Source organism: Jannaschia sp. M317, assembly GCF_025141175.1.
Lineage (GTDB): Bacteria > Pseudomonadota > Alphaproteobacteria > Rhodobacterales > Rhodobacteraceae > Jannaschia.
Genome location: NZ_CP081155.1, coordinates 2,703,641 through 2,719,391, shown reverse-complemented (window position 1 = coordinate 2,719,391; position 15,751 = coordinate 2,703,641). Strand labels below are relative to the sequence as shown.

Below are 15,751 nucleotides of genomic sequence, written 5' to 3'. Positions count from 1 at the left end.
TGTCACCTAGCTGTCACCGAAAAGCTGTCTGCAACCCTTAGTTGTTCGACGGTGTGGCGGTTACATCTGTGTCTGCCGAAACCGGCGCGCCGCATTCGCCGACCAGGGCTTCGTAGCGGGTGACGATCCAGCCGGGCGCATCCTCGGGGATGTTGTCCTCGATGCCGGTCTGGACCCGCTCAAAGATGATGGCCGACCGGCTGTCTTCGATCTGCGGGATGCCTTCGTTGACGACCACCCGATCATAGACGACGAAGCCCACCGCAACCAGCAGCACACCCCGCACGACGCCGAACACGAACCCCAGCCCCTGGTCGATCGGGCCAAGCGCCGAATGGCGGATGGCCGACGACAGCAACGGCGTAAAGAACGAGGTCAGGACCAGTGCCAACGCAAAGACCAGCGCAAAGGCCGCGATCACGGCCAATTCGCAGCTGTCGCCCAGAATATCGCCTACGTAGGGAATTTCACGCACCAACGGTTCGGCAGCGCCCGCAAAGGTAAAGGCCAGAACAGCAGCGGCGATCCAGCCCAGGATGGCCATGCCTTCGCGCACCAGACCACGCGAATACGCCAGAATCGCAGAAACCACGATGATAAGCGCGACCGCGCCGTCGACGATGGTGAAACCTTCCATGCCCGTCCTTCCGTCACGGTCGCCGGGATCAGGCTGCGCCGAAGACCTCGCCCACAAGCGTGGTCAGATCCGGTAGCAGTCGCAGAGACAACTCCCCCGCATCACCCGTCTTGCAGCCCTTCGGGGCCATTGCGGCGGTAAAACCAAGTTTGGCCGCTTCTTTCAACCGGTTTTCGGCCTGAGACACCGGACGCAGCGCCCCGGACAGCGACAGCTCGCCGAAGACGACGGTTTCCGGGGGGATCGCCGCATCTTCGCGCGCAGACAAAAGGGCGCAGGCCACGGCCAGGTCGGCGGCCGGTTCGCTGATGCGAATCCCGCCCGCGACGTTCAGATAGACGTCGAGCCCCTGAAAGGAGATTCCCGTCCGCGCCTCGAGAACGGCAAGGATCATCGACAGGCGCGAACCGTCCCAGCCGACCACCGCGCGACGCGGTTGGCTTAGCTGCGATGGCGCCACAAGCGCCTGGATTTCCACCAGAACAGGGCGTGTCCCCTCGATCCCCGCAAAGACGACGGAGCCGGGGGCAGGGGCGTCGCGGTCCCCCAGGAACAGGGCCGAAGGGTTCGCCACCTCGGCCAGGCCCGCGCCCGTCATCTCGAAGACGCCGATTTCATCCGCGGGGCCGAAGCGGTTCTTGACCGCGCGCAGAATGCGGAACTGATGTCCCCGCTCACCCTCGAAATAAAGGACGGTATCGACCATGTGCTCGACCACGCGGGGGCCGGCGATCTGGCCTTCCTTGGTGACGTGGCCCACCAGAATGACAGCCGTGCCGTGGCGCTTGGCGAAACTCGTCAGTTCCTGCGCCGAGGCGCGGACCTGACTGACGGAACCGGGGGCGCTGTCGACCGTATCGACCCACATGGTCTGAATCGAATCGATGATGGCCAGGGCGGGTTTCTCCGCCTCCAGCGTGGTCAGCACGTCGCGCAGGTTCGTCTCGGAGGCGAGTTTCACCGGGGCGTCGCCCAGGCCCAGCCGCTGCGCGCGCATGCGCACCTGGGCCGTCGCCTCTTCGCCAGAGACATAGACCACCGATTCGCCCGCGCGTGCGAAGGCCGCGGCAGCCTGCAGCAAGAGAGTGGATTTGCCGATACCCGGATCCCCACCCACCAAGGTCGCCGAGGCCGGCACGAGGCCGCCGCCCAGCACGCGGTCCAGCTCTCCCATGTGGGACAGGGTGCGGGGGGGCGGCGATTCCTCGGTCTGAAGATCGGTCAGGGCCATGCGTCGCCCCTTGGCCGTGCCGAGCGATTTCTTGGATGGCCCCTGTGACAAGGGCACCTCTTCCTGGATCGTGTTCCAGGCCCCGCACCCATCGCAGCGACCGGTCCATTTCTTGTGGACGGCTCCGCAGGATGTGCAGGCGAATTGAGTGACGGGTTTGGCCATGTTCTTGTTTTGGTCCCTTGTCGTGGGAAAGGCAAGGGCGGGCATGAAAAAGGCCCGGTCGCGGGGACCGGGCCGATACAGGTCAGCGGAGGATTATTCGGCGGGGGTCGCCATCGGTTCCGCACCGCCACTGCGCTTGCGCGACAATCCCACGACGTTCTGGGGGCGATCGTGGCCAGTCAGCTTCAGTGCGTCGGTGATCTCGGCCAGGTCATCCTGCAGCCGCTCCAACTGTTTTTCTGCCAGACCTTCGTCAACGGAAACCGCCTGCATCCAGCGCTTGATCTCGCCCACGGTGGCTTGCGCCATGGAAATGCGCTGACGGTATTCGTCCACCTCTTGCTGGCGCTGCCGCAGGAAGGATCGGGCGCGGTCAACCTTTTCGGTGGTATACACTTCGGCCAGTTCGTGGCTTTCGACCGACATCTGGGCGGCGACCTGCAGCACGTCGTGTTCCATCTCGCGCAGGTCAGGGTGCTGGCGCATCCACTCGATCCGGTCGCGCATGGCGTCAAACTCTCGGCTCAGCTGAAACGTCCCTTCGCGGTCGGCCTGGTGTACGTAGGCATAGGCTTCGGCCACATCGGACATGGAGATGTGGAAATCGCGGTTCGTGACCTCCAGCCGCCGGACGCGACTGTTCGCAGGCAGAAAGCCCACAAGGATCAGCAACAGAGCCGTCAGGCCCAATTGCGCGAACATGCCCGCGTTCACGACATCGGCACCGCCGACGGCGACGGGCAGATCCAGCCAGGGCAATATGCCGAACAAGGCCGCCGCAGTCGTCGCGGTGAGGGCCAGCGCGATCACAACAAGAAGAAACGTGCAAAGCTGCTGCACAACGGACGTCAGAACGGTAAGTTGACGCGTAGAATTAGTCATAGCCAGACCCCTGTTAAGGTAAGTCGCATTCGGGTTTCTTGGCTGCTCAAAAGTATGAGTAGCAGGTTTTCGCCTATACAAGCACTGGAAAAGCAAAAAAGTTCCACACAACATCGTGGGTTCAAAAAAGTTAATAACTGAGATCCAAGGCAGAATAGGGGCGAGCCTTAGGTCGCGGCCCCGCGATACCGCCGCGCATATCGCGCCCCGAGCGAGGTCAAAACCTCATAGCCGATCGTCCCGCCCACCTGAGCCAACGCATCCACGGTATGATGCGGATCAAGCAGCGTCAGAACGTCCGGGTCGTGATCAAGGTGAGAGATATCAATGGTTAACAGATCCATCGACACCCGGCCCACGGCCGGACAGGGCACCGGACCGGCCATCAATTCCATGCCGGGTTGCAGCGCGCGGTGCATCCCGTCGGCATAGCCCCCCGCCACGGTGGCGATCCGTGACGGCGCGCGCGCGGTCCAGCTGGCCCCATAGCCGACCGACTCGCCCGCCTCGATGTCGAAACAGGTGATGACCGGCAGATCCAGCGCGACCACCGGTTCTGCCTTGGCGTATGGCAGGCCGCCGTAGAGACCCACGCCCGGACGGGTCATGTCGAAATGAAACCCCGGTCCCAGCAGGATGCCACCGGTGGCCGACAGGCTGCGCGGCGCTTCGACGCCTTCGGTCATGCGGCGAAAGGCGCTTAGCTGCGCGGTGTTGTGGGGGCTGTCTGGTTCATCGGCGGAATGCAGGTGCGACGCGATCAGAACTGGTTCCGCGGCCAGCGCCAGGTCGGCCACGACCTGCCATTCCGCCTCGCGCAGGCCCAGACGGTTCATGCCCGTGTCCAGCTGCAAGCCGAAAGGATGACGCGGCAGGGTTTCGAGGTGCCGGGTCAACTGCTCGATCGAACAGATCATCGGCACCAGATCGGCGCGCTTTATCATCTGCGTGTCGCCGGACATGTGCCCGTACAGGATATAGATCCGTGGCTCCGGGCCCAGCGTGCGGCGCAGCTCCAGCCCCTCGTCGGTGGTGGCCACGAAAAACGCGCGGGCGCCTTCCTGCGCCAGTCGTGGCGCCACCTGCGTCAGGCCCAGCCCATAGGCATCGGCCTTGACGACCGCCGCCGTTTCGCAGGACTGGGCGGACATCCGGTCCAGCGCGCGCCAGTTGGCGGCGATGGCTTCCAGGTCGATATGCAGGGTTCCCGTTGGCATGACACGCGTCTTCGCCGCCTCAAGCCCCGACGTCAAGTCGGGGCCGGGCCGTCAGCCGCGCTCCTGCCAGGGTTTCACGAGGTTCCCGAAGCGGGTGAAGCGGCCCTCGAACGACAACTCGACGGTGCCGATGGGACCGTGGCGCTGTTTGCCGATGACGACCTCGGCCTTGCCGTGCACCGCTTCCATCGCGGCCTGCCATTCGGCCATCTTGTCGAGCTGATGGTCACCAGGCTTTTCGCGTTCCTTGTAGTATTCCTCGCGGTAGACGAACATCACGACATCCGCGTCCTGCTCGATCGAGCCGGATTCCCGCAAGTCAGACAACTGCGGGCGCTTGTCTTCCCGGCTTTCGACCTGACGCGACAGCTGGGACAAGGCGATGACCGGGATGTCCAGTTCCTTGGCGATGGCCTTCAGGCCCTGGGTGATCGCCGAAACCTCGTTGACGCGGTTGTCCCCAGCCCCTGGTGCCTTCACCAGTTGCAGGTAATCCACGATCAGCAGGTCCAGCCCGTGCGTCCGTTTCTGACGCCGGGCCCGCGCGGACAACTGCGCGATGGGCAAGGCGGGCGTGTCGTCGATATACAAAGGGCAGCTTTCCAGCGCCTTGGCCGCCTCGACAAATCGGCGGAACTCGGCCTCGGTCATGTCGCCTTTGCGGATCTGCTCTGACGGCACCTCGGCGGCCTCCGACAGGACCCGCGCGGCCAGCTGTTCGGCCGACATCTCCAGCGAGTAGAAACCCACGACGCCGCCCTCGACCGCACCGTCGCGCCCGTCAAAGGTTGTGCCGCGCTTATAGGCCTTGGCCACGTTGAACGCGATGTTCGTGGCCAGCGACGTTTTCCCCATCGAGGGGCGTCCGGCCAGGATCAAGAGATCGGACCGGTGCAGGCCGCCCAGCTTCTTGTCCATGTCGGTCAGCCCGGTCGAGATCCCCGCCAAGCCGCCGTCGCGTTGATAGGCCGCGTTGGCCACATCGACGGCCTGCTTGATGGCCGACAGGAACGATTGAAACCCGCTCTCGCTGCGGCCCTGTTCGGCCAGGGCGTAGAGCCGGGATTCGGCGTCGACGATCTGTTCGTTCGGTTCCTTGTCGACGGTCACATCGGTGGCCTGGGCGGCGATGTCGCGCCCCAGGCTGATCAGCTCGCGCCGGATCGCCAGGTCATAGATCATCTGGGCATAGTCGCGCACCGCATAGGCCGCGATGGCCGAGGCCGCCAGGGACACCAGATAGGACGGCCCGCCAAGCGCCTTGAGGCCCTCGTCCTCCTCCAGAAACGGCTTCAGCGTGACCGGCGAGGCCAGCGCGTTTTTCTGGATGCGCGCGGCGCAGATCTCGTAGATCCGCGCGTGCACCGGGTCGTAGAAATGCTCCGCCTTGATGACGGAGGCCGCCCGATCATACAGATCGTTGTCGATCAACAGCGCGCCAAGCAGCTGCTGCTCGGCCTCGATGTTGTGCGGCAAAGTGCCGTCCGAGGCTGCCGGAACGCCCTGATCCAAACGCATGATCTCATTCATCTGCCTGTCCCCCGACTGCGCGATGTCACGGCCGTTGGACCGGCCTTGCTGTTGTGCTTACGGCGCAGACTAGCCCATGCGCCGAAACCCGGCAATCCGCCACCCTGTGAAGGAGATGTGCATAAGCCAAATGATCTGGGCATAACTCCGCGCCCGACCTGCCTTCCGACGCCGACCCTGTGTTGCTCTGGCCAGAAATACCTCTGGGTGGCACCGTCAGCCACGGGGGGGCAGGGCCCCCGCCGCGACCCGACGCAGGCGCGCCGGGATCAGGCCTTGTGTGCCTCTTGCCAGGCGCGGGGATCGTTCAGGAACGCCTCGACACCCGACAACGTCTCTTCGTCGAAGCTGCCCTGCGCCTTTGCTTCGGCCAGCACGTCCCACCAGGTTGCCAGCGCGTGCAACTGCACCCCGTGGTCGCCAAGGGTCTTGGTGATCTCCGGAAAGATGCCGTAGCTGAAGATCACCGCCGTATGCCCGCAGGTGGCGCCGGTCTCGCGGATGGCGTCAACGAAAGACAGCTTCGATCCGCCGTCCGTGGTCATGTCCTCGACCAGCAGGACCCTCTGTCCTTCGGTCATCAGGCCTTCGATCCGGGCATTGCGGCCATAGCCCTTGGGCTTTTTGCGCACGTAGGTCATCGGCAGGGCCAGCCGTTCGGCCATGAAGGCGGCAAAGGGAATGCCCGCCGTCTCGCCGCCCGCGACGTTGTCGAACGCCTCGAACCCGGCATCACGCATCACCGTGACGGCCAGGAAATCCATCAGCGTCGCGCGCAGCCGTGGATAGGAGATGAGCTTGCGGCAGTCGATATAGGTGGGCGACGGCAGCCCGGAGGCCAGCGTGAACGGCTCGCGCGCATTGAAATGCACCGCGCCCACTTCCAGCAGGGCACGGGCGGTCAGGCGGGCGATGTCCTGGGCGGGGGGGAAAGAGGTGGGGATCATGCGTTGTCCTCGACATGCCAGTAAAGCGGGTGCCCCGGATCGAACAGCGTCACGGACTGGCCGTGCGCCTCGATCCTGTCGGGCAGATCCAGGGCTGCGCCCTTGGTCAGGGTGATCCGGTCGACGTTCGCGTCCAACCCGTAGTGCGCGGGACCATGCAGCGAGGTGAATCCCTCCAGCCGGTCCAGCGCGTCTTCTTCCTCGAACACGTGGGCCAGGCAGGACAGGGCATGCGGCGCGGTGAAACAACCGGCGGCGCAACAGGTCGCCTCTTTCGCATGGGTCGGATGCGGCGCGCTGTCGGTGCCCAGAAAGAACTTCGGATCGCCCGAGGTGGCGGCGGCGCGCAGCGCCTCCTGGTGGGTGGCGCGTTTCAGGATCGGCAGACAGTAGAAATGCGGCCGCATGCCACCCGCCAGCATGTCGTTGCGGTTGGCCATCAGATGCTGAACCGTGATCGTGGCCCCGATGTTGTCGTGGTCCTGCACGAACTGCACCGCCTCGCGGGTGGTGACATGTTCCGACGTGATCTTCAGCGCGGGATGCGCCGCGCGCAACGGGGCCAGCGTGCGGTCCACAAAGGTCGCCTCGCGGTCGAAAATGTCGATGTCGCGGTCCGTGACCTCGCCGTGGATGCACAGCGGCACGCCCGCTTTCTCCATCGCGGCCAGCACCGGGCGCACCGCCTCGAAATCGCGCACCCCCGAGGCGGAGTTGGTGGTCGCCCCCGCAGGATACAGTTTCACCGCCGTGATGATCCCGTCCGCATGGGCCTGCACAACATCCGCCGGGTCCGTGTCCTCGGTCAGGTACAGCGTCATGAGCGGCCCGGCGAACCCGGCGGCGGTGACCCGGTCGCGGTAGGCTGCGGCCTCGGCCCCGGTGACGACGGGCGGCACCAGGTTCGGCATGATGATGGCGCGGGCGAAATGACGGGATTGCGGCGCAACCAGGCGCAGCATGTCGCCATCGCGCAGGTGCAGGTGCCAGTCGTCGGGGCGGCGGATCGAGAGCGTGTCCATGGACGCGGGGCTTAGCCCGCACAGCCCCGCTTGGCTAGGGGGCGAGGGCATGCGCAAGGTGCCCGAATTATGGGCAGGGCGCGCCGGATTGCTGGACCTCTGCCTGGGGGGCGGGCAGATTGCCGCCATGTTAGACCAACCGATCCGGATGCAGCGAGTCAAAGGCGCGGCCCATGTGCGCGTCACCCGTGCCGGGCTGGCCGATCTGCGTCAGCAGGGGTCGGCCAAGGCGATGCTGCCGCGCACCGACGACCCCGATCCGGAGGTGGTGTTTCTGAACACCGCCGGCGGCGTGACCGGCGGCGACAGGCTGGATTATTCCCTGCAGGTTGGCGCAGGCGCGCGTGTGACCGGTGCCACCCAGACCGCAGAACGCGCCTACCGCGCCCGAGATGCCGAACACGGCGTGGTCGCGACCGAGATCACGGTGGGCAAGGGGGCCCGTCTCGATTGGCTGCCTCAGGAATTGATTGTCTTCGACGGGGCGGCGATCCGGCGGGACACCACGGTGACCTTGTCGGGGGATGCGACGGTGTTGGCGGTGGATTCCGTCGTCCTGGGCCGCGCCGCCCACGGCGAGGTCGTGACCCGCGCCATCCTGGACGACATCCGCACCATCCGCCGCGACGGCCGTTTGGTGCATCAGGAACACCTGGCCCTGGATGCCGCCGCGCTGGCCGATCCGGCGGCGTTGGGCGGCAATTGCGCCATGGCGACGCTGGTGTTCCTGGGGCAGGGGGCCGAAGACGCGCTCGGACCGCTGCGCGACGCCTTGGGCACGGACGGCCATGCCTCTGCCTGGGACGGGCGGCTGGTGGCCCGGCTTGTCGCGCCCGCAGCGGCCCCATTGCGCCGTGCCCTTATCCGCGCCATCCTTCCGCTTCGGGGCCGTGCGGTCCCGCGCGTCTGGCAAAGCGACCTCTGATCCGAAAGGCCCTGACATGAACCTGACCCCCCGCGAAAAGGACAAGCTGCTGGTCAGCCTGGCCGCCATGGTGGCCCGCAATCGCCTGGCGCGTGGCGTAAAACTGAATCACCCCGAGGCCATCGCCCTGATCACCGATTACGTGGTCGAAGGCGCGCGCGACGGACGCTCCGTCTCGGATCTGATGCAGGCGGGGGCGCATGTGATCACCGCCGATCAGTGCATGGACGGTATCGCCTCGATGATCCACGACGTGCAGGTCGAGGCGACGTTTCCCGATGGCACCAAACTGGTCACCGTCCACCACCCCATTCGCACCAAGGAAGGGGCCGACGCATGATCCCCGGAGAGATCCTGACCGCCCCCGGTGACATCGCCCTGAACGAGGGCGCCGAGGCGACCACGCTGGAGGTGTCGAATACCGGCGACCGCCCCGTTCAGGTCGGCAGCCATTACCATTTCGCGGAAACCAACCCGGCGCTGGACTTCGACCGCGCCGCGGCACGGGGGCAACGGTTGGACATCGCCGCGGGAACCGCCGTCAGATTTGAACCGGGACAGACCCGACGCGTTAGACTGGTGCCCCTGTCGGGCGACCGTCGCGTTTTCGGATTCAACGCGCAGGTGAACGGAGACCTGTAAGATGCTGGAACTGCTCAAGTTGCAGATGCGTACCGCCCATATGTTGACCGAGGCGCAGACCGTGATCGGGATGCGCATGTTGGGATGGATGGGCGTCACCCCCGCCGCCAAGGGCGAAAATGCCCGCATGGTGACGGAAAAGCAGACCGCCTTTGCAAAGGCCGGGATGGCCGCGACGCTGGCGCTCTGGTCGGGCAAGACGCCTGCCCAGGCTTATGGCCTGGCACTGGCCCCAATTGGCCGGACCACGCACAGCAACGCACAGCGCCTGACCCGGCGCAGGGCGCGCGGATGAACCGGCTGGCGATCGCGTTGATCGGGATGACCGGGGTGTCCGGCGTTGCTTCGGCCCAGCAGGTCGACTGTCAGGCCCCCGATCTGTCAGGGGTCGAGATGCGGTTTTGCGCCGGTCTCGCCTACGAGGAGGCCGACGCAGAGCTGAACGCGGCCTACCGGATCGCCATCACCAACGCCAAGGCCTTCGACGAGACGATGGCCGCCGAGGGGCGAGATGTGCCCGTCACCCTGGAGGAGACGCTCCGCGAGGCGCAGCGCGCCTGGATCCCGTATCGCGATGCCGCCTGCGACGCAGAGGCGCTGACCTGGCGCGGCGGCACCGGAGCGCCGATGGCCGGAACGCTGTGCCTGTTGCGCATGACACTCGTGCGCACAGACGAGTTGACGATTTTCGGGGACATCGAATAGGCGCATCGCGTTGACAGGCCGCCCCCCGCAAGGAAGGGTGCCTGTCGGAGAAGCGTGGCCCACACCCGGCGCGCCCGGACACGGCCGCTGAATACAATGACCAAGATTACGCTGACCCATGACTACGACGCCCCGGCCCGCGCCGTCTGGACGGTCTGCACCGATTTTGCGGCTTTGGCCGAGGTCTGTCGGCCCCTGATCACCTTCGACGGCCTGCCCGATGGCCGGGTGCGCGCGGGGCAGGCCATCGAGGTCGGCGTTCGTCTGTTTGGCTGGCTCCCGCGTCAGACCTACCGGATGGAGGTCTTGACCTGCGACGAACACGAGATGTTCCTGCGCAGCCACGAATTCGGCGCGGGCGTGCGGCAGTGGGATCACGCCTTGCGGGTCATTCCCCAAGGGGAGCGTGGGGCCCGCGTCACAGAAACGATCGACATCGACGCAGGCCTGATGACGCCCGCGTTCCGGTTCTGGGCCACGACGTTGTATTCCCACCGGCACAAGGGTCGGACACGTTTGCTGGTGGCCCGTTCCGCCTAGGTTTGCAGACTGCCTATCCTTTGGGCAATCGCCGCCGGGGCCTTTGACATCCCTTGCGGCAGCGGGTCTGACTATGGCCGGACAAGATAGACCCCGGAGCCGCCCATGCCCGCCACGATTTCCCGCCGCAGCTATGCCGACATGTATGGCCCCACCACCGGCGACCGCGTCCGGCTGGCTGATACCGACCTGATCATCGAGGTCGAACGCGACCACACCACCTATGGCGAAGAGGTCAAGTTCGGCGGCGGCAAGGTGATCCGTGACGGCATGGGCCAGTCGCAGCGCACCAATGCCAACGGTGCGATGGACACGGTCATCACCAACGCGCTGATCGTGGACCACACCGGCATCTACAAGGCCGACGTCGGCCTGAAGGGCGGGCGCATCGCGGCCATCGGCAAGGCCGGCAACCCGGACACGCAGCCCGGCGTCGACATCGTCATCGGCCCCGGAACCGAGGCCATCGCGGGCGAGGGGCGCATCCTGACCGCGGGCGGCTTTGACGCGCATATCCACTTTATCTGCCCGCAGCAGATCGAGGATGCCATGCATTCCGGCATGACCACGATGCTGGGTGGCGGCACCGGTCCCGCGCACGGCACCCTGGCCACGACCTGCACGCCGGGTCCCTGGCACATCGGGCGCATGATGCAGAGCTTTGACGCCTTTCCCGTCAACCTGGCGCTGTCGTCCAAGGGCAACGCCTCGCAACGCGCCCCATTGGAGGAAATGGTCCGCGCCGGGGCTTGCGCGATGAAACTGCACGAGGATTGGGGCACCACGCCCTCGGCCATCGACACCTGCCTGTCGGTTGCCGATGACATGGACGTGCAGGTGATGATCCACACCGACACCTTGAACGAAAGCGGTTTTGTCGAAAACACCGTGGCCGCCATCAAGGGCCGCACCATCCACGCCTTTCACACCGAAGGGGCAGGCGGTGGCCATGCGCCCGACATCATCAAGGTCTGCGGTCTGGACCATGTGATCCCGTCGTCCACCAACCCCACGCGCCCCTACACCGTGAACACGCTGGAGGAGCATCTGGACATGCTGATGGTGTGTCACCATCTCGACAAGGCGATCCCCGAGGACGTGGCCTTTGCCGAGAGCCGTATTCGCAAGGAAACCATCGCCGCCGAAGACATCCTGCACGACATGGGCGCGTTCTCGATCATCGCCTCCGACAGTCAGGCGATGGGCCGGGTGGGTGAGGTGATCATTCGCACCTGGCAGACCGCCGACAAGATGCGCAAACAGCGCGGGCGTCTGGCCGGCGAGACGGGGGATAACGACAACCTGCGGGTGCGCCGCTACATCGCGAAATATACGATCAACCCGGCCATCGCCCACGGCATCGGCCATGAAATCGGGTCCATCGAGGTTGGCAAGCGCGCCGATCTGGTGATGTGGAACCCGGCTTTCTTCGGGGTCAAGCCCGAGATGGTTCTGATCGGCGGGTCCATTGCCTGCGCCCAGATGGGCGATCCGAATGCGTCGATCCCGACCCCGCAGCCGGTCTATTCCCGGCCCATGTGGGGGGCCTATGGCCGGTCGGTCGAACGCGGCGCGGTGGTCTTTACGTCGCAGGCCGCGATCGACGACGGTATCGGCGCGACGCTGGGCCTCGCCAAGGATCTGGTCGCGGTCAAGGGTACGCGGGGCATCGGCAAGAAAGACATGGTTCTCAACGATCTGACCCCCGACGTGGAGGTCGACCCCGAAACCTACGAAGTGCGCGCGAATGGCGAACTTCTGACCTGTGAACCGGCGTCTGAGCTGCCTATGGCGCAGCGGTATTTCATGTTCTGATGTCTCTGATCCTCGAGGCGACCGCCGGGCCGAAAGACTGGCGCAAGCATCTTGCTCAGCCCACGCTGCACTGGAAACCCGGACGCAGCGCGATGGAGACGGCGCTTTGCTGGGAAGAAGCGGGCGGAGGGTTGCCGCCTGCGATTGCGGCGGTGGTGCAACCTGACACGCGGATGATTCAGGCGATCGTGGAATACCCCGTGGCCCTGCCGGGCGGGGGGACGGACAGCAAGTCCGACGTCTTTGCGTTGCTCTCGGATGCGCAGGGGCTGATTGCCTGCGTCGTCGAGGCAAAGCGGGATGAACCCTTTGGCCCCACTTTGGGCGAATGGCGGGCGGATGGCCGCAATCTTTCAGGCAAGGTGGCGCGCCTGGATGCTTTGCGCGACCTTCTTGGCCTGGATCGCGTGCCCGATACGATCCGGTATCAACTGCTGCACCGAACGGCCTCGGCCATTTTGGCTGCGCGCCGCTATCATACGACGCGCGCCATGATGGTGGTGCAATCCTTTTCGCCCGAGCGTCGTTGGTTCGACGACTATGGCGCGTTTCTTGCCTTGCTTGGGCTTGATGCGCGCGACGGTGCGCCGGTCATGGCCAGGTTTTCGGGGGTCGACGTCACCTTTGCCTGGGTGACATCGCCGCTGTCCGGGCACGACCTGCGAGAGGGGGCCTGATGGCTGCACGTGCGGTGCCCTCTGATGCCCCAGGATGCCGGTCCGGGCGATCCCGGCCGACGGCGGCAACCGTGCGGCTAGATTGGGCCCCGTACATCGGGTGTGGACCCGGTCTTTGGACCCTCGGGCAACGACAAGAGGTGCGCGCGCAGCGCCACCGCCTCCTGCGTCAGGCAGTCGATCTTGCGCTGGACCTCGGACAGGAGGCACAGCGTGGCATGCGGGGTCTGGGGACGGAGCTGATCATTCATGACACGAGGGTTGGACAGAATGTCTGAAGAAACCGTTAATTCCGGGCCGAGATTGGTGGATCATCTGCACGGGCCGGTGGACGTGATCCGTCTGGACTATGACGCGCGGCTGGTGCGGCGCAAACGGCTGGTTACCGAGGGCGGGCGCGCCGTGCTGCTGGACCTGCCGGACCTGACTGACCTTAGCCACCATGCGGGCCTGATCTTGCCGGATGGCTCCGAAATCGCACTGGAGGCGGCACCCGAACCGGTTCTGGTGATCCGGGGCGACCTGCCGCGTCTGGCCTGGCACATCGGCAATCGCCACACGCCCTGTCAGATGGCCGAGGATCACCTCATCATCCGTAGCGATCACGTCTTGCGCGGCATGTTGGCGGGGTTGGGGGCCGAGATCACCGAAGCGACGCGACCCTTTCACCCCGAAGGCGGGGCATACGGCCACGGGCGCACCATGGGACACGACCATGGCCATGACCACTGATCTGCTGCGCCTGACGCAATGGCTGTCGCCTGCGTTCCCGCTGTCCGGCTACGCCTATTCGCATGGGTTGGAGGCGGCGATGGCCGAGGGCCGTGTGATCGACGCAGCCGGCGCTGCCGCCTGGGCCGAGACGGTCCTGCGATCCGGGTCGGGTGCCCTGGACGCCTGGGTAATCCGGCAGGCGATGGCGGGGGCGGACCCCGCCACGCTGTGCGACCTGATCCGCGCGCGCGCGGGCTGCGCCGAAAGGTGGGAAGAAACGCGCGCCATGGGGGCTGCGTTCTGCGAGGTGACCTCGGGCATGGGGGAGCCACCCTTGTCGGATCTGCCATTCCCGGTTGCGCTGGGGCTGCGGGCGCGGGGGATGGACGCGGCGACGGTCCTGACGCTTTACCTGCAATCGCTGGCGGGCCAGCTGATTTCCGCAGCCACCCGGTTTCTGCCCCTTGGCCAGACCGAGGCACAGGCCGCGCTGCGCGCGCTGCACCCGGTCATCACAGAGGTCGCCATAGCCACGCCAACCGCCCCCCCTGGCAGCGCGGCCCTGCTGGCGGAGATGGACGCGATGGCGCATGAGACCCTGCAACCAAGGATATTCAGAACATGACAGATACCACGGAAGCGGGCCGCGCGCTGTCCGAACAGATGAACCCCGGAATGGAAGCCGCCTTGCAGGCGCGCTATGGCGATCTGGTGCCCGGCCTGGCCGAAGGCGTCGTCGATTGGGCCTATGGGCGCCACTACGCCGATGAGGCGTTGCCGCTGCGCGAACGCTATATCGCCACCATCGCGGCCCTGACCGCGCAGGGCACCATCCCGCAGCTGAAGGTCAACATCGCGGGCGGACGTCGGGCCGGACTGACACAAAGGGAAATCGCCGCCGTGATCTGGCAGATGGCGCTTTATGGCGGGATGCCGTCTGCGATCAACGGGCTGAACGCCGCGTTGGAGGTTTTCGCCGCCGAAGAGGCCGCATGACCTGGCTCGCCATCTTGTGGTCGCTGATCCTATTGGAATTGGCGGGGCTGCACGCTCTTTGGGCCGCGCGGATCTGGTGGCCCATCCGGCAGGAAGGCGCGCTGGCCCGCGCCGTCGCGGGCTTTGCCGGTATCGACCGGATGCCCCCGCCCGCAGCCTGCGCCGGGGTTGCGGTCGCGTTGACTGCCCTGGCCAGCCTGCCGTGGTGGCCGGACGGTCCGTTGCGGTTTCTGCTGCTGGTGTCGGTGGCTGCGGTCTTTGGCGTGCGGGGCATTGCCGCGCGATTGCCCGCCTGGGAACGGCTGACCCCGGAACAGCCGTTCCGCACCTATGATCGGCTGGCCTATGGCCCGCTTTGCCTGGGGCTGGCGGTGCTGGCCCTGTTGCTGTCTTTCACCTGAACGGAGGTTTCCATGCCATCCCAGAACGGCCCGCTGCGCGTGGGCATCGGTGGCCCGGTGGGCGCCGGCAAGACCACCCTGACCGAGGCGCTGTCGCGCGCGCTGTCGCGCGATCTGTCGGTCGCGGTCATCACCAACGATATCTACACCCGCGAGGACGCGGAGTTCCTGCTGCGCGCACAGGCCTTGCCCGCAGACCGTATCCGGGGGGTCGAGACGGGCGGCTGTCCGCATACCGCCATCCGCGAAGATGCGTCGATCAACCTGGCCGCCATCGCTGATCTGCGCAAGGTGCACCCCGACCTGGACGTCATCCTGATCGAAAGCGGGGGCGACAACCTGGCCGCGACGTTCTCGCCCGAATTGGCGGATCTGACGCTTTACCTGATCGACACAGCCGCGGGACAGGACATTCCGCGCAAACGCGGCCCCGGGGTGACGCGGTCCGACCTGCTGATCCTGAACAAGAACGATCTGGCCCCCCATGTCGGCGTGGATCTGGACCTGGCGCGGTCCGATTTGGAGGTGGCGCGCGCCGGGCGGCCCTTTGTCATGGCGTCCCTGCGCCAGGGGCAGGGCGTCGCAGAGATCGAGGCCTTCATCCGCCGCGAAGGCGGCTTGGCCGAAAAAGTTTGATCCCCTGACACCCTCCTGACAGAACGCTGTCAGGAGGGCTGTGCGACATCCTCGGTGTGCCCCGATGAC

21 protein-coding genes are annotated in these 15,751 nt (G+C 65.9%); 13 read left to right on the top strand and 8 right to left on the bottom strand.

Annotation, left to right across the window (positions count from 1 at the left end):
• Positions 1-37: 37 nt before the first annotated feature.
• The 7 genes from K3551_RS13815 to pyrC form a co-directional block, all read right to left on the bottom strand.
• Positions 38-637 carry a CvpA family protein gene (locus K3551_RS13815; RefSeq protein ID WP_259914341.1) on the bottom strand — a complete coding sequence of 200 codons (600 nt, stop codon included), beginning with the start codon at positions 635-637 and terminating at the stop codon, positions 38-40.
• 28 nt (positions 638-665) lie between these two features.
• Positions 666-2,033 (bottom strand): DNA repair protein RadA, encoded by a 1,368-nt coding sequence (gene radA / locus K3551_RS13810; protein ID WP_259914339.1) that lies wholly within the window; start codon positions 2,031-2,033, stop codon positions 666-668.
• Between the two features lie 93 nt (positions 2,034-2,126).
• Complete coding sequence (locus K3551_RS13805) at positions 2,127-2,915, bottom strand: DNA repair protein (protein WP_259914335.1); 789 nt, start codon at positions 2,913-2,915, stop codon at positions 2,127-2,129.
• A 167-nt stretch (positions 2,916-3,082) separates the two neighbouring features.
• Positions 3,083-4,132 (bottom strand): alanine racemase, encoded by a 1,050-nt coding sequence (gene alr / locus K3551_RS13800; protein ID WP_259914333.1) that lies wholly within the window; start codon positions 4,130-4,132, stop codon positions 3,083-3,085.
• 51 nt (positions 4,133-4,183) lie between these two features.
• Complete coding sequence (locus K3551_RS13795) at positions 4,184-5,662, bottom strand: replicative DNA helicase (RefSeq protein WP_259914331.1); 1,479 nt, start codon at positions 5,660-5,662, stop codon at positions 4,184-4,186.
• A gap of 269 nt (positions 5,663-5,931) precedes the next feature.
• Positions 5,932-6,609: an orotate phosphoribosyltransferase gene (locus K3551_RS13790; protein WP_259914329.1), complete on the bottom strand. Its 678-nt coding sequence runs from the start codon at positions 6,607-6,609 to the stop codon at positions 5,932-5,934.
• Complete coding sequence (gene pyrC / locus K3551_RS13785) at positions 6,606-7,631, bottom strand: dihydroorotase (RefSeq protein WP_259919630.1); 1,026 nt, start codon at positions 7,629-7,631, stop codon at positions 6,606-6,608. The genes K3551_RS13790 and pyrC overlap by 4 nt, the downstream gene beginning before the upstream one ends.
• 127 nt (positions 7,632-7,758) lie before the next feature.
• Between pyrC and K3551_RS13780 the strand changes: the two genes are divergently transcribed.
• The 8 genes from K3551_RS13780 to K3551_RS13745 all read left to right on the top strand — a co-directional run bounded on the left by K3551_RS13780 (position 7,759) and on the right by K3551_RS13745 (position 12,935).
• Positions 7,759-8,556, top strand: a complete 798-nt coding sequence (locus K3551_RS13780) for an urease accessory protein UreD (protein WP_259914328.1) — start codon at positions 7,759-7,761, stop codon at positions 8,554-8,556.
• A 16-nt stretch (positions 8,557-8,572) separates the two neighbouring features.
• Positions 8,573-8,896, top strand: a complete 324-nt coding sequence (locus K3551_RS13775; protein WP_259914326.1) for an urease subunit gamma — start codon at positions 8,573-8,575, stop codon at positions 8,894-8,896.
• On the top strand, positions 8,893-9,198 hold the full coding sequence (locus K3551_RS13770; protein WP_259914325.1) for an urease subunit beta: 306 nt from the start codon (positions 8,893-8,895) through the stop codon (positions 9,196-9,198). The genes K3551_RS13775 and K3551_RS13770 overlap by 4 nt, the downstream gene beginning before the upstream one ends.
• 1 nt (position 9,199) lies before the next feature.
• On the top strand, positions 9,200-9,493 hold the full coding sequence (locus K3551_RS13765) for an antifreeze protein (protein ID WP_259914320.1): 294 nt from the start codon (positions 9,200-9,202) through the stop codon (positions 9,491-9,493).
• Positions 9,490-9,903: a lysozyme inhibitor LprI family protein gene (locus K3551_RS13760; RefSeq protein WP_259914318.1), complete on the top strand. Its 414-nt coding sequence runs from the start codon at positions 9,490-9,492 to the stop codon at positions 9,901-9,903. Before K3551_RS13765 ends, K3551_RS13760 begins: the two co-directional genes overlap by 4 nt.
• A 96-nt stretch (positions 9,904-9,999) precedes the next feature.
• Positions 10,000-10,443, top strand: a complete 444-nt coding sequence (locus K3551_RS13755; RefSeq protein ID WP_259914316.1) for an SRPBCC family protein — start codon at positions 10,000-10,002, stop codon at positions 10,441-10,443.
• A gap of 105 nt (positions 10,444-10,548) precedes the next feature.
• On the top strand, positions 10,549-12,258 hold the full coding sequence (ureC, locus tag K3551_RS13750; RefSeq protein ID WP_259914313.1) for an urease subunit alpha: 1,710 nt from the start codon (positions 10,549-10,551) through the stop codon (positions 12,256-12,258).
• Positions 12,258-12,935, top strand: coding sequence for a DUF6946 family protein (locus tag K3551_RS13745; protein ID WP_259914309.1), 678 nt, complete (start codon positions 12,258-12,260; stop codon positions 12,933-12,935). The genes ureC and K3551_RS13745 overlap by 1 nt, the downstream gene beginning before the upstream one ends.
• Before the next feature lie 77 nt (positions 12,936-13,012).
• Here K3551_RS13745 and K3551_RS13740 read toward each other — a convergent pair whose 3' ends face one another.
• Positions 13,013-13,186, bottom strand: coding sequence for a hypothetical protein (locus K3551_RS13740; protein WP_259914307.1), 174 nt, complete (start codon positions 13,184-13,186; stop codon positions 13,013-13,015).
• Between the two features lie 19 nt (positions 13,187-13,205).
• Between K3551_RS13740 and K3551_RS13735 the strand changes: the two genes are divergently transcribed.
• From K3551_RS13735 to ureG, 5 genes are read left to right on the top strand one after another with little or no spacing between them, the layout of a single operon-like run.
• A complete protein-coding gene (locus K3551_RS13735; RefSeq protein ID WP_259914306.1) occupies positions 13,206-13,667 on the top strand; it encodes an urease accessory protein UreE in 462 nt (153 codons plus the stop codon).
• Positions 13,651-14,274: an urease accessory UreF family protein gene (locus K3551_RS13730; protein ID WP_259914304.1), complete on the top strand. Its 624-nt coding sequence runs from the start codon at positions 13,651-13,653 to the stop codon at positions 14,272-14,274. The genes K3551_RS13735 and K3551_RS13730 overlap by 17 nt, the downstream gene beginning before the upstream one ends.
• Entirely contained in the window at positions 14,271-14,645 is a 375-nt protein-coding gene (locus K3551_RS13725; RefSeq protein ID WP_259914303.1) for a carboxymuconolactone decarboxylase family protein, read from the top strand. The genes K3551_RS13730 and K3551_RS13725 overlap by 4 nt, the downstream gene beginning before the upstream one ends.
• Complete coding sequence (locus K3551_RS13720) at positions 14,642-15,046, top strand: DUF3995 domain-containing protein (RefSeq protein WP_259914301.1); 405 nt, start codon at positions 14,642-14,644, stop codon at positions 15,044-15,046. The genes K3551_RS13725 and K3551_RS13720 overlap by 4 nt, the downstream gene beginning before the upstream one ends.
• A gap of 12 nt (positions 15,047-15,058) precedes the next feature.
• Complete coding sequence (gene ureG / locus K3551_RS13715) at positions 15,059-15,682, top strand: urease accessory protein UreG (RefSeq protein ID WP_259914300.1); 624 nt, start codon at positions 15,059-15,061, stop codon at positions 15,680-15,682.
• Positions 15,683-15,751: the final 69 nt, after the last annotated feature.

What these genes read in the sequence shown, in the direction of transcription:
- K3551_RS13815 (WP_259914341.1), bottom strand. Translation starts at nt 637, where the DNA reads ATGGAAGGTTTCACCATCGTCGACGGCGCGGTCGCGCTTATCATCGTG.
- radA (WP_259914339.1), bottom strand. Translation starts at nt 2,033, where the DNA reads ATGGCCAAACCCGTCACTCAATTCGCCTGCACATCCTGCGGAGCCGTC.
- K3551_RS13805 (WP_259914335.1), bottom strand. Translation starts at nt 2,915, where the DNA reads ATGACTAATTCTACGCGTCAACTTACCGTTCTGACGTCCGTTGTGCAG.
- alr (WP_259914333.1), bottom strand. Translation starts at nt 4,132, where the DNA reads ATGCCAACGGGAACCCTGCATATCGACCTGGAAGCCATCGCCGCCAAC.
- K3551_RS13795 (WP_259914331.1), bottom strand. Translation starts at nt 5,662, where the DNA reads ATGAATGAGATCATGCGTTTGGATCAGGGCGTTCCGGCAGCCTCGGAC.
- K3551_RS13790 (WP_259914329.1), bottom strand. Translation starts at nt 6,609, where the DNA reads ATGATCCCCACCTCTTTCCCCCCCGCCCAGGACATCGCCCGCCTGACC.
- pyrC (WP_259919630.1), bottom strand. Translation starts at nt 7,631, where the DNA reads ATGGACACGCTCTCGATCCGCCGCCCCGACGACTGGCACCTGCACCTG.
- K3551_RS13780 (WP_259914328.1), top strand. Translation starts at nt 7,759, where the DNA reads ATGTTAGACCAACCGATCCGGATGCAGCGAGTCAAAGGCGCGGCCCAT.
- K3551_RS13775 (WP_259914326.1), top strand. Translation starts at nt 8,573, where the DNA reads ATGAACCTGACCCCCCGCGAAAAGGACAAGCTGCTGGTCAGCCTGGCC.
- K3551_RS13770 (WP_259914325.1), top strand. Translation starts at nt 8,893, where the DNA reads ATGATCCCCGGAGAGATCCTGACCGCCCCCGGTGACATCGCCCTGAAC.
- K3551_RS13765 (WP_259914320.1), top strand. Translation starts at nt 9,200, where the DNA reads ATGCTGGAACTGCTCAAGTTGCAGATGCGTACCGCCCATATGTTGACC.
- K3551_RS13760 (WP_259914318.1), top strand. Translation starts at nt 9,490, where the DNA reads ATGAACCGGCTGGCGATCGCGTTGATCGGGATGACCGGGGTGTCCGGC.
- K3551_RS13755 (WP_259914316.1), top strand. Translation starts at nt 10,000, where the DNA reads ATGACCAAGATTACGCTGACCCATGACTACGACGCCCCGGCCCGCGCC.
- ureC (WP_259914313.1), top strand. Translation starts at nt 10,549, where the DNA reads ATGCCCGCCACGATTTCCCGCCGCAGCTATGCCGACATGTATGGCCCC.
- K3551_RS13745 (WP_259914309.1), top strand. Translation starts at nt 12,258, where the DNA reads ATGTCTCTGATCCTCGAGGCGACCGCCGGGCCGAAAGACTGGCGCAAG.
- K3551_RS13740 (WP_259914307.1), bottom strand. Translation starts at nt 13,186, where the DNA reads ATGAATGATCAGCTCCGTCCCCAGACCCCGCATGCCACGCTGTGCCTC.
- K3551_RS13735 (WP_259914306.1), top strand. Translation starts at nt 13,206, where the DNA reads ATGTCTGAAGAAACCGTTAATTCCGGGCCGAGATTGGTGGATCATCTG.
- K3551_RS13730 (WP_259914304.1), top strand. Translation starts at nt 13,651, where the DNA reads ATGGCCATGACCACTGATCTGCTGCGCCTGACGCAATGGCTGTCGCCT.
- K3551_RS13725 (WP_259914303.1), top strand. Translation starts at nt 14,271, where the DNA reads ATGACAGATACCACGGAAGCGGGCCGCGCGCTGTCCGAACAGATGAAC.
- K3551_RS13720 (WP_259914301.1), top strand. Translation starts at nt 14,642, where the DNA reads ATGACCTGGCTCGCCATCTTGTGGTCGCTGATCCTATTGGAATTGGCG.
- ureG (WP_259914300.1), top strand. Translation starts at nt 15,059, where the DNA reads ATGCCATCCCAGAACGGCCCGCTGCGCGTGGGCATCGGTGGCCCGGTG.